At 65.1% G+C, this 13,817-nt stretch carries 12 protein-coding genes; 3 read left to right on the top strand and 9 right to left on the bottom strand.

Annotated features, from left to right (window positions below):
- Nucleotides 1-2 precede the first annotated feature (2 nt).
- Genes KF708_21830 through coxB form a run of 4 tightly spaced genes read right to left on the bottom strand, consistent with a single transcriptional unit; the run spans nucleotide 3 to nucleotide 4,227 of the window.
- Nucleotides 3-854: a hypothetical protein gene (locus KF708_21830; GenBank protein MBX3415339.1), complete on the bottom strand. Its 852-nt coding sequence runs from the start codon at nucleotides 852-854 to the stop codon at nucleotides 3-5.
- A 9-nt stretch (nucleotides 855-863) separates the two neighbouring features.
- Nucleotides 864-1,475 carry a heme-copper oxidase subunit III gene (locus KF708_21825; GenBank protein ID MBX3415338.1) on the bottom strand — a complete coding sequence of 204 codons (612 nt, stop codon included), beginning with the start codon at nucleotides 1,473-1,475 and terminating at the stop codon, nucleotides 864-866.
- A gap of 7 nt (nucleotides 1,476-1,482) precedes the next feature.
- Nucleotides 1,483-3,123: a cytochrome c oxidase subunit I gene (ctaD, locus tag KF708_21820; protein MBX3415337.1), complete on the bottom strand. Its 1,641-nt coding sequence runs from the start codon at nucleotides 3,121-3,123 to the stop codon at nucleotides 1,483-1,485.
- A 21-nt stretch (nucleotides 3,124-3,144) separates the two neighbouring features.
- Nucleotides 3,145-4,227, bottom strand: coding sequence for a cytochrome c oxidase subunit II (coxB, locus tag KF708_21815; GenBank protein MBX3415336.1), 1,083 nt, complete (start codon nucleotides 4,225-4,227; stop codon nucleotides 3,145-3,147).
- 228 nt (nucleotides 4,228-4,455) lie between these two features.
- Here coxB and KF708_21810 point away from each other — a divergent pair, with 228 nt between their 5' ends.
- Entirely contained in the window at nucleotides 4,456-4,905 is a 450-nt protein-coding gene (locus KF708_21810; protein ID MBX3415335.1) for an arsenate reductase ArsC, read from the top strand.
- 81 nt (nucleotides 4,906-4,986) lie between these two features.
- Entirely contained in the window at nucleotides 4,987-5,307 is a 321-nt protein-coding gene (locus tag KF708_21805) for a DMT family protein (protein MBX3415334.1), read from the top strand.
- A 115-nt stretch (nucleotides 5,308-5,422) separates the two neighbouring features.
- Here the strand turns inward: KF708_21805 and KF708_21800 are convergent, their stop codons facing one another.
- Entirely contained in the window at nucleotides 5,423-6,052 is a 630-nt protein-coding gene (locus KF708_21800; protein MBX3415333.1) for a hypothetical protein, read from the bottom strand.
- Nucleotides 6,053-6,079: 27 nt separating this feature from the next.
- The gene (locus KF708_21795; GenBank protein MBX3415332.1) at nucleotides 6,080-6,682 is read right to left on the bottom strand and encodes a sigma-70 family RNA polymerase sigma factor; all 603 of its coding nucleotides are present in this window, start codon (nucleotides 6,680-6,682) and stop codon (nucleotides 6,080-6,082) included.
- A 347-nt stretch (nucleotides 6,683-7,029) separates the two neighbouring features.
- On the opposite strand from KF708_21795, the gene KF708_21790 reads away from it, so the two are divergent.
- Nucleotides 7,030-7,503, top strand: a complete 474-nt coding sequence (locus KF708_21790; GenBank protein ID MBX3415331.1) for a HEAT repeat domain-containing protein — start codon at nucleotides 7,030-7,032, stop codon at nucleotides 7,501-7,503.
- A 37-nt stretch (nucleotides 7,504-7,540) separates the two neighbouring features.
- Here the strand turns inward: KF708_21790 and ccsA are convergent, their stop codons facing one another.
- The 3 genes from ccsA to KF708_21775 all read right to left on the bottom strand — a co-directional run bounded on the left by ccsA (nucleotide 7,541) and on the right by KF708_21775 (nucleotide 13,812).
- A complete protein-coding gene (ccsA, locus tag KF708_21785; protein MBX3415330.1) occupies nucleotides 7,541-10,447 on the bottom strand; it encodes a cytochrome c biogenesis protein CcsA in 2,907 nt (968 codons plus the stop codon).
- 2 nt (nucleotides 10,448-10,449) lie between these two features.
- Complete coding sequence (locus KF708_21780; protein MBX3415329.1) at nucleotides 10,450-12,699, bottom strand: hypothetical protein; 2,250 nt, start codon at nucleotides 12,697-12,699, stop codon at nucleotides 10,450-10,452.
- A 300-nt stretch (nucleotides 12,700-12,999) separates the two neighbouring features.
- Nucleotides 13,000-13,812: an OmpA family protein gene (locus tag KF708_21775; protein MBX3415328.1), complete on the bottom strand. Its 813-nt coding sequence runs from the start codon at nucleotides 13,810-13,812 to the stop codon at nucleotides 13,000-13,002.
- Between the last annotated feature and the right edge of the window lie 5 nt (nucleotides 13,813-13,817).

Here is a 13,817-nt window from a genome sequence, read left to right as displayed (position 1 = left end):
CTCTAGTGGGGCTTGTGCGGATGAAGGGGATCGACGGGAGCGTCGGCAGACCAAAGCTTGCTCGTGTAGACCTTCTCGGAGCGCACGACGACCAGACCCGCGACGATGCCAAAGGCGAACTGCGAACCGATGAACCAGGGCCAGCTCACGAGCTCTTCCATCGCGGGATTTAACACGCCGAGCGCCGCGTGCAACGCGCCGGTCCAGATCAGCGGGGCGATCAAGCCCCCCCAGAGCACGGGCCGGCTGGGGAGCATCGGCAGGAGCATGCCGTAGATCAGGCCCACGAATAGCGACAACATCAGGTGAATGAACGTGGCCAGCAAGAGCCGCGTCTGGCTGAACTGTTCGAGTTCGGCGAGCGTGCCCAGGTCGAAGCCGGGAATCGCCATCGCCGCGGCCAGGTTGATCGGATACCAGATGCCACGTCCGGAGATCGCCCCGTAGGCCAGGGCGATCACGGCCATCGCCACGCCGCCGGCCAGGCCTCCCAGGACACCGGCCCGATAGGGGTGAACTTTCTCGGGCAGTTGCATGCGATGGCCCGACATGCCGGGACGCAAATATTCGATTTTGTGGGGGGTGGCGACGATGGGCGAGGCGCGTCGGGCCGGCTCGACGAGCGGTTCTTCGACGTGCGCCCGGCCGGGAGAAAGATCGAGCACCCAACCGCGCACGCCGGCGATGGCGAGCATCAGCCCCAGCAGCGAGAACGCCAGGTTCGTCACCACGCCGGCAGCCAGCAGGCAGATGCCCAGGGCCAGCACGATGGGCCAGGCCGTGGGAGCCGGTAGTTCGAACGAAGCGGCCGGCTCGCCCGAGGGATTCGTGTTGGCATGGTGCTCGTTCGACATCGGTGCGACCTACTTGAGCGCCAGGAAATAGACGACAAACAACAGCACGATCCACACGCCATCGACGAAGTGCCAGTACCAGCCAACCAACTCGACGGAACCGAAGCCCGCCGGCCCGAGCGTGCCGCGGCGGATCAGCTCGATCACGACGAGCATCGTCATGGCCCCCATCGTCACGTGTCCGGCGTGAAAGCCGATCAACGTGAAATAGGTCGAGCCGAAGAGATTCGTGGTGATGGTGACGTGGTGATCGTAGATCAAGCCCTTCCACTCGATTCCCGTCACGATGAGGAACCCGATGGCCAGCGTCACCGTGACCAGTAGCCAGCGGGTGACGCCATCGCGCTGTCCCCGTGAGGCGGCACGCGCGGCGAGCGCAATCGTGAGGCTGCTCGTTACCAGACAGACGGTGCCGATGGCCGGCAGCTTGAAGTCGAGCACCTCGGCGGCGGTCGGCCCAGGGCCGGGGTTTCGATAGTAGAAGAGATACGACACGATCAACGTGCTGAAGAACGCCGCTTCGGTCGTCAGGAAGCAGACCATCGCCACCTTGCCGCGCGCGCTGGGACCCAACTCGGCGTGCGACGTCGACGCGGCGGTCGTGGCGGTGGCTGCATTCATGCGGCAGTTACTCGTAGCGCCAGTCGGGATCGTCGGGATGTTTCAGATCCCATAGAGGGCGGCGGCTGCGCACCTCGGGCACGACCTCGAAGTTGTACGGGGCCGGGGGCGAGGCCGTGGCCCATTCCAGCGTCCACGCATCCCAGGGATCATCGCCAGCCGGCTTGCCGCTGCGCAGCGAGCGGCCGATGTTCACGAACAGCACGAGGAACGCGGCCCCCTGCACGATCACGCCCAGCGTGCTCAGTTGATTCCAGACTTCCCAGCCGTTCCCCTCGGCATAGGTATAGATGCGGCGGGGCATGCCCAGCAGGCCGGCAAAGTGCATCGGCCCGAACGTCAGATTGAAGCCGGCCAGCAGCAGCCAGAAGTTCCACCGCGCGAGCCGCTCGTCGAGCAGTCGGCCGCTCATCTTGGGAAACCAGTAGTAGAGCCCCGCCATGACGGCGAAGATCGTGCCGCCGAACAGCACGTAGTGGAAGTGGGCCACGACAAAGTAGGTGTCGGTCACCTGCCAGTCGATCGGCACGGTGGCGAGCATGATGCCCGTCAGCCCGCCGAGGAGGAACATCGAAAGAAAGCCGAGCGAGAAGAGCATGGGCGAATCGAGTCGCAACTTGCCGCCATAGAGGGTGGCGACCCAGTTGAACACCTTGATCCCCGTCGGCACGGCGATGAGAAACGTCGCTCCGGCAAAAATGGCGTCGAGCGTGGAGCTCATCCCCACGGCAAACATGTGATGCGCCCAGACGCCCAGGCTGATAAAGCCGATGCCCACGGTGGCGGCGGCGACCGACTCGTATCCGAAGATCACCTTGCGCGAGAAGACCGGCACGATCTCCGAGATCATGCCGAAGGCCGGCAGCACGAGGATATAGACCTCCGGATGGCCGAAGAACCAGAACAGGTGCTGCCACAGCAGGGCCGAGCCCCCTTCTTGGGTATCGAAGAAGTGGGCCCCCAGCGAGCGGTCCAACAGCAGCATGATCTGCGCTGCCGTCAGTGGCGGAAAAGCCACGATGATGAGCACCGCGTCAACCAGCATCATCCAGACGAATAAGGGGAGCTTGCCGAGCGTCATGCCCGGCGCGCGCATGGTGACAATTGTCGTCACGAAATTGATGCCCGCCGCCACGGTGCCGATGCCGCTCACCAGCAGGCCGAGAATCCAGTAGTCGGTGCTCGTATCGCGCGAAAAGGCGTAGGCCGTCAGTGGTGCGTAGCCGAACCAGCCGATGTCGGGCGCTCCGCCGGCGAAAAAGCTGTAATAGGTCAGCAGCCCGCCGAAGAAAAACAGCCAGAATCCCAGCGCATTCAAACGCGGGAAGGCCATGTCGCGGGCGCCGATCATCAGCGGCACGAGGTAGTTGCCGAAGCCGACGAGCACCGGCATGCCGACGAAGAAGACCATCGTCGTGCCATGCATGGTGAATAGTTCGTTGAACGTATCGGGATCGAGCTTGCCCGCGTGCGGCTGCATCAACTGCCAGCGCATCAGGGCCGCTTCGAGACCGGCCGCGAGAAAGAACAGACCGCTCGCCAGCAGGTAGAGGATGCCCAGCACCTTGTGGTCGACCGTCGTCACGCACTGCTCGAAGAGCGACGGGCGCGCGGCCGGGACGACGTTGGTGGATTCGAGCGTGGACATGCGGGAAGGCGGCGGGCGCCCTTATTGGAGGGTCAGCAGGTAATCGGCGATCGTCGTGGCCTCTGCGCGCGAGATCTTCATGCCCGGCATCTCGCAGCCCGGCTTGAGCGTTTGCGCGTCGTAGACCCATTCGATCAGGTTGTCGCGGTCGTTGGGTACGCTGCCCGAGGCGATCGTGGCGCGGCTCATCAGGTGCGTGAGATCGGGCCCCACGGTGCCGCGCGCCACCGTGCCGCGAATCGTGTGGCAGTTGAGACAGGCCAGATCGCGAAACAATTGCCAACCAGCCTGCGCCGATTCGGGCGTAGCCGCGGGACGGCGCTGCTCCTCGACCCAGGCATCGAAATCGGCGGGCGATTCGGCCACCACGCGAAAGAGCATGTTCGCGTGCTGCGTGCCGCAGTACTCGGCGCACTGCCCGAGATACACCTCGGGCGTGCGGGCCTCGAACCACATCATGTTCACGTGGTTCGGAATGACGTCGGTCTTGCCCGCCAGACGAGGCAGCCAGAAGCTGTGGATCACGTCGGCCGATTCGAGCTCGAGCACGATCGGACGCGGGGTTTCGTCGTCTCCCACCGGCACGTGCAATTCGTTCGCCGTGGTGACGCCGTGATCGGGATAGCGGAATTCCCACCACCATTGGTGCCCCACCACGGTGACGCGCAGCGCGTTTTCGGACGGCGGCGCGGCGCGGATCTCGCTCACCGTGCGCACCACCACGAGGAATAACACGAACACGGTCAAGAGGGGCGCCACGGTCCAGGCCAGCTCGATGGGCCGGCTGCCATAGAGCTGCGGCGGTTCGGTCTTGTCGTCCGGATCGCGACGCCGGAAGCGATAGACGAAGTAGAGCAAGGCCCCCTGCACCAGGATGAAGATCACCCCCGTGATGCCGATCACGAGGAGAAAGATCGAATGTATAGATTCGGCCGTGGGAGAGGCGGGGTTCCAGATCGAGCGATCGCCGGCGTGGACCACCGGCAGTGCCAGGAGCAGCCCGGCACAGAAGCAGGCCGCCCCCAGGGCGAGACGAACCCGGCGCGCACGCTGCTTGCGCGTGGCCGACTTCGTGTGCGAGCCCGCTCTCGACCTTCCTGGCACGATGCGACTCCGTCGCGCGGTGTTCCTCGATTCCCCTTGGCTCACTCGCCGTGATCCAACCGGCGGCGATTATCGCCCCTCAAATGTCGATCCGTCAACCGCCGGGCATACGTTTCGTGGTGCGGAGTCGATCTGGCGTGGCACCAAGGCGAGCTGAGATAGGCCACGACGACGAGTTGTAGTACAACAGCGGCGCGGGCGAGTTTCTGTTTCACAATGCGTGCGCGCATGTCGAGCAAGCGGCGAGTTTTGATCGTATGCACCGGCAATGCGTGCCGCTCGCAGATGGCCGAGGCCCTGTGGCGGCTCGCGGCGGGCGATCGTTGGGAATGCTATTCGGCCGGGGCGCATCCCGCCGGTTTCGTACATCCGCTGGCGGTGCGGGCCGTGGAAGAAGTCGGGGGCGATCTCTCGCAAGCCCGCAGCAAACACGTCTCGGAGTTTCGCGACGTGCCGCTCGATCTCGTCGTGACCCTTTGTGACGACGCGCGTGCCGCCTGCCCCAGCTATCCGCACGCGCGGCGGCACCTGCACTGGCCGTTCGACGATCCTTATTTCGCCACGGGGGGCGAGGCGGAACGCTGGGCCGCCTTCTGCCGCGTACGGGACGAGATCGACGCGGCCATCCGCGATTATCTGCAACACAACGAGCCCGCCCCAGCGCCATCCGACGCCTGACGAGGCACGCGCCGCGTGGGCTCATCAGACAAGGAGACCTGTGTGAAGACGGTCCTGCTCCTCATCGCCTCGAACACGTTCATGACGATCGCCTGGTATGGCCATCTCAAGTTCAAGGCGGCGCCACTCCTGGTGGTGATTCTGGTGAGCTGGCTCATCGCCCTGCCCGAGTACGCTCTGCAGGTGCCGGCCAATCGCTGGGGGCACAACGGGGGCTTTTCTGCCCCGCAACTCAAGATCTTGCAGGAAGTGATCTCGATCTCGGTCTTCGTCGTCTTCAGCGCGTGGTATCTGCGCGAATTGCCACGTTGGAACGATTGGCTGGCCTTCGGGCTCGTCTTGGGGGCCGTGGTGGTGATGATGCTGCCCAGCCTGACGGGCAGCGCTTCGCCAGATCATTGACGACACGCCAAGTTCGCGGCAAAGCTGCTCGCGGCGCGCAAAAACACGACGGACGTCGCGATTTTGGGATCGCATCCTGCGATCCGCGCCAGCCGAGAAATGCTTCCCCGGCCTGCTAGACGGCTTCAAGCCAGCCGTCGTGCGAAAAGACCGCTTCGTGGATTCCGTCGGAGCTCGCGGGAGAAAACGCCGTGGCAAAGCCACCCAGCACAAGCTGTGTGTCGATTTCGAGCGTGTCCTGCCATTCGACGGTGTGCGCCGCGATGCCCGTATCGGCCGAGGCCTCGTGCTGCGGCGTCCAGTCGTGCGTGCCCTGCCAGGAAGCTCGTTCGACCAGATGCCGTTCAAATGGCCAGGATGCTTCCGCAGCAGCAGCGCCGGCCGCGGGCGTGAACTGCGTGCTCATCTCGGTCACCTCGGCCGGCCAGGCGAACATGGTCAACGAGGTCGGCATCTCGCGACGGTCAAGTCGCTCGTGCAGCAGCCCGTGATGCGGCCCCGAGCGATGGGAGCCACTCGTTGCGTTTGGGTTCGCCTCGCGCTCGAGGCTCTCGCCATAGATCGCCACTCCAGCGTGGCAGATGGCCTCGAGCTCGCTGTCGTCGAGCTCGCTCGGCGAGGCCGCGTCGAAAGCGGCCTGCGCATCGGCGAGCGACAGGGGCCCGCGTGCCAGCGCCCGACCGGCTCGGGCCGACCAGGCCTCCCAGGTACCGTGGGGTCCGTTGGATTCGCGTCGTGGTTTCATGGTCGGATAAGACCTCGTCGAAGTTACCTACGGCCTCTCGAAGTGTTTTTTCAGCACGGGCGATTGCAGCAGCTTGGCCCGGGCACGTCCGCGTGCGGCATAGATCGATTGCTCGCTCGTTTCCAAGGCCTCGGCCAATTGCGTGGCGCTGGCCGTGTCCGCGGCGTCGAGATCGGCCTCGATCACGCGGCGTTCGAGCTCGGTCAACAGCCGGGTCATGGCGTCACGCAGGACGTCGGCCAGTTCGGCGTCGGCCACCAGTTGCTCGGGCGAAGGTTGCCCATCGGCCGGCTCCAACTCGTTCCATTCGACCCGACGTTCGCGATGTCGGCGTTCGCCGCGCAAGAGGTTCACCGCCTCGCGATCGGCCAGGAACAGCAGCCAGGGGCCGAGCTGCGAGCGTCGCGGGTCGAAGCGTTCCAGGGCGCGCCCCGCGGCCGCATACAAGGCGGCATCGGTGAGTTGCGTGTCGAGCGTAGGCCGGTAACGGCGCCGGAGGATTGTCCGCACCCGACCGCCATGTCGCGCCAGCAGACCGCGGATCCCGTCGTTGCGGTCGGACCGAAACCTGCGCAGCAGTTCGGCATCGCCCGATTCGGTAGCGACCGTTGCGGTCATGGGATGAGACATGCGGCTTTGGTACGGCTGGATGGGCTCCGCCGGGGACCTTCGCGACGAGCGCACGGAGCCTCGTCTATTGCTGATACGGCCCAGGGACGAAGATTTCAACTAGAAATCGGGTCCGCCGCCGGAAATGACGCCAGCAGCGAGGAGGCCGTCAGGCCACTCATGCGGCCCAGCGGCCCTACTTCTCTTGACTTAAGCGAGCCGACGATTTAATGATATCGGCGCGTTGGCTGGCCCCCGATTGCGGTCGTGGGGCCGGCGATTTGCCCCTTTGGCTTACCAGCTCGGTCACAGGCGGCCGCTGGTTTTTTGCGATTGATTTTGCAATGTCTGGAGCGGTCGATCAGTTGATGTCAGCCTTGGCCTCGGCGGACGCCGCCGAGCGCCGTCGCGCCGCGGAAGAACTGGCTCGCTTGGGCCCGACCGCCAAAGTGGCGGCACTGGATCTCGCCCGGGCCTGCGCCGACGAAGATCGCGAGGTTCGCGAATGGGCCACGGCGGCGCTGGAAGAAATTGGTCCCCCGCCGGCGGCCGACCTGAATGACCTGGTCGAGTTGCTCCCCGCGGGTTCCCCCGACGTCAGTTACTGGGCGGCCACGCTGCTCGGTCGCCTGGGGGCCGAAGGGGCTCGCGCCGTGCCGCCGCTGATCGCCACCCTCGAAGGCAATGGCGATATCATTGTCCGCCAGCGGGCGGCCTGGGCCTTGGGAAAAATCGGCCGCTCGGCCGCAGCGGGGCTGCCCGCGCTCAAGGCGGCCATGGCGAGCGGTCAGCCGCGTCTGGTGAAGCTCGCCGAAGAAGCGATCAAAAAAATCGGCGGCTGACGCCGATCGCTGCGGCTCGGCATCTTGCGCTACGTTCTTAGTCGCGCGTCGACGAGACCAGTTCCGCTTCGTTCCGCGCGGCTCCGGCGTTCGTGGGGGGCGGGAACCGACCGTGCTCGCTCGTTTTCAGGCGATAGCGAACGGCCGCGGGGAGCACGAGCGCCAGCCAGTAGGCCATCATCGCGCCGAAGACTTCGAGCTGTCCGCCGCTGCCGAAGCCATACGAGTGCAGGCCCACGCCCAGCACGAAGTTCACGCCGTACCACGACATGACGATGGCCGAGGCTCCAAGCGCCGAGCCGACGACGAGCCCGAAGTTGCCGAACATGCCGGCATAGCGGCCGTGCAAGATGGCCAGGTAGACGAGGAAGGAGATCAGGGCCCAGACCTCCTTGGGATCCCAGCCCCAGAAGCGCCCCCAGGCCACGTCGGCCCATAGCGCCCCCAGAATCGTGCCGGCCGCGAGCAGCACGACCGCGACCTGAATCGATTTATAGACGTAGCCGGCCAGGGCGTCGCACTCGGCGGGTGCGCGATAACGGACGGCGCGTGCGACTGTTTCGCCGCCGGCCGGACGATGCGTGGCCGAAAGAGCGGTCGAGGTCGGCTCGCGATACTTGCCGAACAAGTAGTAGAACAGCGCAATCGTGCCGAGGCCCCAGGCCAGCGCACCGGCCGCGTAGCTGGCCACGATCGTCAACACGTGGATCAACAGCCAGAAGTTGTCGCGCAGCACCGGCTGCAGCGGTTCGATATCCTCGCCCGGAATGTCGGCGAACGAGGCCGTGCAGGCGCCGAGGAACGCCACCGCCGTCGCCGCCAGACCGAAGGGCCAGCGGGCATAGACCTGATCCATCGCTTGCTGGGCGCCAGCCTGCTTGAGCGTGAGTGGGATCATGACCACGCTGACCAGCGCCGCCAGAATCACGCGCGGCACGTACCACACGGTCGGCGCAAGAACGCACCAGCCGACAAACCAGGTAAGCAGGTCGTTGCCGTCGGGGAAGGTTGCGCCCGCATCGACGTTGGGTAGCAGGTTGATGACCGTGCGGCCTCCGGCGGCGTAGGGCAACACCGCGAGCATGGCAAAGACGACCACCGACAAGGCGATGCGCGGCAGCAACAAGACGAGCGACGCCCACTGCCAAGTGCTGGGCGCGAAGAGCTCTGCCTGCTCTTTTTCCAAAGGAGTCGCCTCCCAGGTACCCGGCACGGCGGTCATGCGCCAGGCATCTTGCAGGCCGCGCCAGTTCATCGGCAGCAGCAGGAACCAGACGCCCAGGAGCGAGACGACGAACGGCACGTAGATCACCGTTTCGTACATGTTCGTGACCGGCGCCCAACCGGTGATCATCACCCGCATGGCAAAGCCGTAACTGGCCCAGCCCAGCCCGGCGGCCAGAATGGCCACTCCCGTCCAGAAGAGCCATTTCCAGCGCAGGCCGATCAGGTAGACCACAAAGCAGCAGGTCGCCAGCAGGCTGACGATCCAGGAATACTGGAACGGATTCTGCTTCGCGTAGCGGACTTCGGTCGCGGTGTAGCCTTCCGCCGGATAGGCGGTGTAGCGGATCATGTCCTCGTCGCGTCCCTTGATGGGCAGCTTGTCGCGCAGCGGCTCGATGGCGTAGCCGAGCCTGGCCAGCGAGTCGGCGAAACCGTTGAGTGCGACGTTGAAATCGTTGGGGCGGCCGACGCGCTCGGGAAACACGCTGGCCAGCTTCGTGAAGGCGCTGCGTACCGCTTGCACCTCCCCCTGCGGATAGGCCGTCAGGGCCGTGGACGAACCGAAGACCAGTGTCTTCAGATCGAGCCAGGGCTGCGATTGGTCCTCGGTGTCGCGGTCTTTTTCGAGCGCCTGGGCGTTGAGCGCCGGCACGACGCGCAGCGACTGATCGTTCTTGTGGAGCGACTCGGCGACCAGCGCGGCCTGTTGCGCCAGGCGACGTGTGTCGCGCGCCAGCCCCCCCATGGCGTCTTCGAGCTGCTTGCGGCGATCTTCTTCCCAATCGGGCGGAGGGCTGCTAGTAATGCGCTGCTGTAGCGCGGCCGTGCCGCGACTGATCGACTCGGCCGCCGCGCGGAAGGCGACGACTTGTGCCTCGAATTCAGCCAGCGAGGGGGTCGGCTGCTCGTAGACCTCGCCCATTTTCAATAAGGCTTCGTTGGCCTGGGTGACCGCCTTGCCGAGGCCGGTATCCTTGCCCATCTCGAGGAAGAGACCCAAGCTGGGCTCGATCTTCTGCCAACTGGCGATCATCTCCTTCAAGGGAGTGGCGAGTTGTCGCCGCACGCCGTCGTTCAACGAGCCACCCTGCCCCAGATCTTGAAACTGGCGGAACAGGGCGTAGGCGCGGAACAACTCATCGGCCTTGGCGTCGACGCCCGTGAAAGCGAAACGTTCTCCCTTCGAACGGGCTTCGATCTGCTTGTTGCGCATCTCGTCCAGCCGCTCGGCGAATCCGGCCGAGGCCGCCACCTGCGCCGGCGAGACGAATTTCAAATGCTCGCCCGCCTCGTTCGTGACGGGGACGTCCAGGATCTCGGACCGCAGCTCGTCGTGCTCGGCGATAAGGAAGGGGACGTTCTCCCACTTGGCCGGCTCGAGAATCCAGCTCAGCACCAGTTCCGAGTCGCGGAACTTGCGCGGCTGGTCCTCGGGAAACAAGGTCTTGGCGGAGGCGAGCTCGGGCGAGTTGAATTCGGTCTCGCTGACGGCCCCCTTCAGACGCAACGTGGGCGAGGTACGGCCGCAGACGACCCCCACCGCCTCGTCGGCGTAGGTGTTGATCGGCATGATGCGGCCGTTGTGGTAGACCGGCAGGTGTTCCCACTTGCTCCAATCAAACGCCTCGGCGGCTCGCGCGGCGGGTGCCGGCGATGCCAACACGACAACGAGCGCTGTCAGAATCGGGAACGCGGCGGGGCGTAGCAACGTCCGCATGGTCAATTCCTTACAGGGACAGGGCGTGGTTCTGCGGCCGGCGGCGCTTCGTTCGTGTGCGCCTGCGGTTTAAAGAAGTACGCACGCATGTAGAACATCGTGACGATGCCCGCCACGACCAGCATGCTGCCCAGGTACTTCACCCCGCGGCCGGGATCGTAATTCACCGTCAGAATCGAAAGATACAAATGCTCGCGGTCGCTCGAGCGCGCCACGTTCGATTCGTACGTCGGGTCGCCCGGATGGAACGGCCCGCGAAAGGCCTCTTGGAACAGGCGATATGACTTGCCCGTCTCAGGGTCGGAAAAGTCGACCGGCGCGTTCATCGTGATCAACACGTCGTTCGGCATCGTCGTCCGGCGCACGGACTCGGGAGCGCCGGGCAGGGGGAGAAAATCGACGATGCTCGAAAAATGCGACGCCTGGCTCGTGCCCGGATCGAGCTTGCGCTCGAAATCGACGAGGCGCACGTTGAAGCCGATGTCAATCTCGTCGAGCGGCGCACGGATGGTGACCGAGCGTTTGGGGCTGGTCACGGTGTGCTTCTGCAGCACGAGCGAATTCATGGCGAAGATGCCCGGCGGTCCGCCGTCGAGCCAGAATTCCTCGCTGACGTCGTCGACCGTCAGTCGCAGCTTCATGGCACGCAGGGCATTGGCCGCGATCATTTCCTTCTCGAACAGGACCGGCAGCACCTTGGTCTCGGGCTTAGGCGATGCGATCTGGCGCTCGACGTACATCTCGAGCTGTGCGATCGGCATCTTGAAGGCGTTGACCCGGGTGCCATCCACAGGCAACTCGGCGACGGTCACCAACTCGCGACCATTCCAGTAGCGGTAGAAGAGCTCGCCCCCAGGGGCCTGGATGATATCGATGCGCGAGCCACCTTCGCCGCGAAGGCGCTCTTCGGTGCTCTTCTCCCCCTTATCGAACCAGAACGTGCCGAAGACCTCGTGGGCGTAGTCTTGCAGGCTCAACTCGGGGAGATCGGCGAACAGCACGACGCGGCCCACCGTCTCTTCGCCCTGGTGCAGTTTGATCTCGACCGTGGGCTGGTCGGGTTTCTCTTCCGGCGCGGCGTCGATGAAGGCGAGCTCGTCGGGGGGCGTGCCGGGTTTCGGCATGGGGGAGCCAAAGAAGCCGACGATCTCGGCCTCGACGCCTGAGTCTCCCAGGGCGAAACGCTCGCCCGGCGGGTGCGCGGCGACGTCGATCGTGTGCATCGCCCCCTTGGCGAAGAGGCGGACCTGTCCTTTCTCGCCGATCGTGCCCTCGGGCTTGCTTTCGACGAACGAGCGGCGCTCGGCATCGCTGCCCGTGAGCCAATAAACGAACGAGCCCCCGCCCATCGCCTTGCGCTGGCCGAGGCCGAAAGGACGCGAGCCGGCCAAGGGGCCTTTGCCCCGTCCGACCGCCAGTCGCACGGGTACCCAGTTCTCGGGCGAGAGCTTTTCGCGGCCTTCGTCGTCGAAACCGGCAGGCATGCGCGGCGTGCTGACCCGGAGATCGACGAGCGGCGCATCGGCTTCCGTCGCGTTGCTGTAGTAGTCGAGCACCTCGAGGCGGATGCCATCCTGGTCGTAGAGCACGCCTTTGTCGCGGACCGCCATCAGCCAGACAGGCGCCATCACGGCGCGGCCCAGCCAGGAGGAAGTTCCGGCATTCATGCCAAGCTTCTCGGTCGATTCTCGCCAGTCGGCCAGCGTGGGAAACCGCCTCAACTTGTCGAGCTCGTCCCAGTTGAAGGGACCGCCGCGGAAGCCCTCGGCCTTGGGGGCATATACCGTTTTGACGGCGGACGGGTCAGCATGCGAGGCCTCACCCGGCCCGTCGTGAATCGTCATTTCGAAGTGGCTCGAATCCTCGAAGGCCAGGTGATTCGTCTGATCCTCGAAGATCGGCATCTGGGCGTCGATGCCGCCGACGCGCGACAGCAGGCAGCCGAACAGCAGCGTCAACAGGCCGATGTGGGTGATGACGAAGCCGGTCTGGTAACGCTTCCAGGGGTAGCGAATGGCCGCCGCGGCAAAGATGTTCACCGCCAGGAGCAGGCCGAGCAGGGTGAACCACCAAGACCCGTAGACGGCAAAGTGGACCGCCCGCAGGCCGTAGGCACTCTCGACGAACGTGGCGATCGCCAGTACGAGCGCCAGGGCGAAGATCAGGGTGACGGCCAGCTTGAGCGACGCGCAGAAGCGAAACACCCCCCAGGCGAGCCGCACGTACAAAGGCGATTTGGCAGGACGTAGCATGTGGCCATATAGGGAGTTACGAAGGGCGAAAACGACGCCGAGCGGGCACCATCAGGCAGGATACGAAGGTGCCCGGTCTAGGATGCTAGCGCTCCCCACAACTCGATTATAGCGCGGCTGCGCGGCGGAAGTATAGATACCGGACGCCCTCGAGCCCTCTTTCTTCGCAGAGGGGGGCAGAAGCGTTCGACCTTCCGGCCAGAATGCCCAAAGATGCCCTGTTTCGAACACCGGGCGGGTGGCGCCGCTGGCTTGTCCCAGCCGTGGTTTTCGGGGGCGTTCTCCGCCCGCTTGGCCCGCTTAGTAGACCGAGGGAATCGTCTCGGTCCAGCCGACGACCGGGGTCTCGGGCCCGACGACGAAGATTTCCACCCGGCGATTCTTGCGACGGCTGTCGGCGGTCGTGTTGGGGGCGATCGGCTGATGCTCGCCGAAGCCGGCGATCCCTAACTGTTCGTCGGGGACCCCCAACTGCTTCATGTGCTCGGCCACGGCCAGGGCACGACCAGTGCTGAGATGCCAGTTCGAGGGGTAATTCTCGCGCGTGTTCTTCTTGCCGACACGGCGATCGTCGGTGTGCCCCACGACCATGACGCGAAGCTGGGCCGCCTCGGGCGAAGCCAGCACCTCGGCCAAATCGTCGAGCAAGTGGGTAGCCTCGGGCTTGAGCGCGGCATCGCCCGTGTCGAAGAGTACATCGGTGTCGAGCTTGCTGATGCCGGTCCGCGGATCGAACTGCAGGCTCGGGTAACGGTCGGACAGGGCGGTCAGGCGGCGTGCCAGCGCCTCGGGCATGGCGTTGCGGCCCCGCAACTGCCTGGAGAGGTCGCCTCGCTCGCGCTCGAGGCTCGACCAGTGTTTGCCCTCGTTGCGCATTTGCTCGTCGAGCAGGGCGAGCTCTTCCTCGGCCATGGCGAGCTGATCTTCGACTTGCCGCGAACGCGCCTTGAGATTGGCGATCTCGGCCAGTTGAGCGCGGGTCTGTTCAGACAGCGCGCGGTTCTGGCTTTCCGACGCGGCGTACTGCGCGCGGGGAACAAATCCACAACCCGGCGCGAGCAGCAAGAGGACGGGCACTGCGAAGAGGGCCATCCGATGCGCGGGCAGTACCATGGATT

Source organism: Pirellulales bacterium, assembly GCA_019636335.1.
In the GTDB taxonomy this organism is placed as follows: domain Bacteria; phylum Planctomycetota; class Planctomycetia; order Pirellulales; family JAEUIK01; genus JAHBXR01.
This window is presented reverse-complemented; position numbering and strand designations above follow the sequence as displayed.

Bases quoted from the DNA above. Each gene is read 5' to 3' on its own strand.
- KF708_21810 (MBX3415335.1), top strand. From the start codon at position 4,456: ATGTCGAGCAAGCGGCGAGTTTTGATCGTATGCACCGGCAATGCGTGC.
- KF708_21790 (MBX3415331.1), top strand. From the start codon at position 7,030: ATGTCAGCCTTGGCCTCGGCGGACGCCGCCGAGCGCCGTCGCGCCGCG.
- KF708_21805 (MBX3415334.1), top strand. From the start codon at position 4,987: ATGACGATCGCCTGGTATGGCCATCTCAAGTTCAAGGCGGCGCCACTC.
- KF708_21825 (MBX3415338.1), bottom strand. From the start codon at position 1,475: ATGAATGCAGCCACCGCCACGACCGCCGCGTCGACGTCGCACGCCGAG.
- KF708_21780 (MBX3415329.1), bottom strand. From the start codon at position 12,699: ATGCTACGTCCTGCCAAATCGCCTTTGTACGTGCGGCTCGCCTGGGGG.
- ccsA (MBX3415330.1), bottom strand. From the start codon at position 10,447: ATGCGGACGTTGCTACGCCCCGCCGCGTTCCCGATTCTGACAGCGCTC.
- ctaD (MBX3415337.1), bottom strand. From the start codon at position 3,123: ATGTCCACGCTCGAATCCACCAACGTCGTCCCGGCCGCGCGCCCGTCG.
- KF708_21795 (MBX3415332.1), bottom strand. From the start codon at position 6,682: ATGTCTCATCCCATGACCGCAACGGTCGCTACCGAATCGGGCGATGCC.
- KF708_21830 (MBX3415339.1), bottom strand. From the start codon at position 854: ATGTCGAACGAGCACCATGCCAACACGAATCCCTCGGGCGAGCCGGCC.
- KF708_21775 (MBX3415328.1), bottom strand. From the start codon at position 13,812: ATGGTACTGCCCGCGCATCGGATGGCCCTCTTCGCAGTGCCCGTCCTC.
- KF708_21800 (MBX3415333.1), bottom strand. From the start codon at position 6,052: ATGAAACCACGACGCGAATCCAACGGACCCCACGGTACCTGGGAGGCC.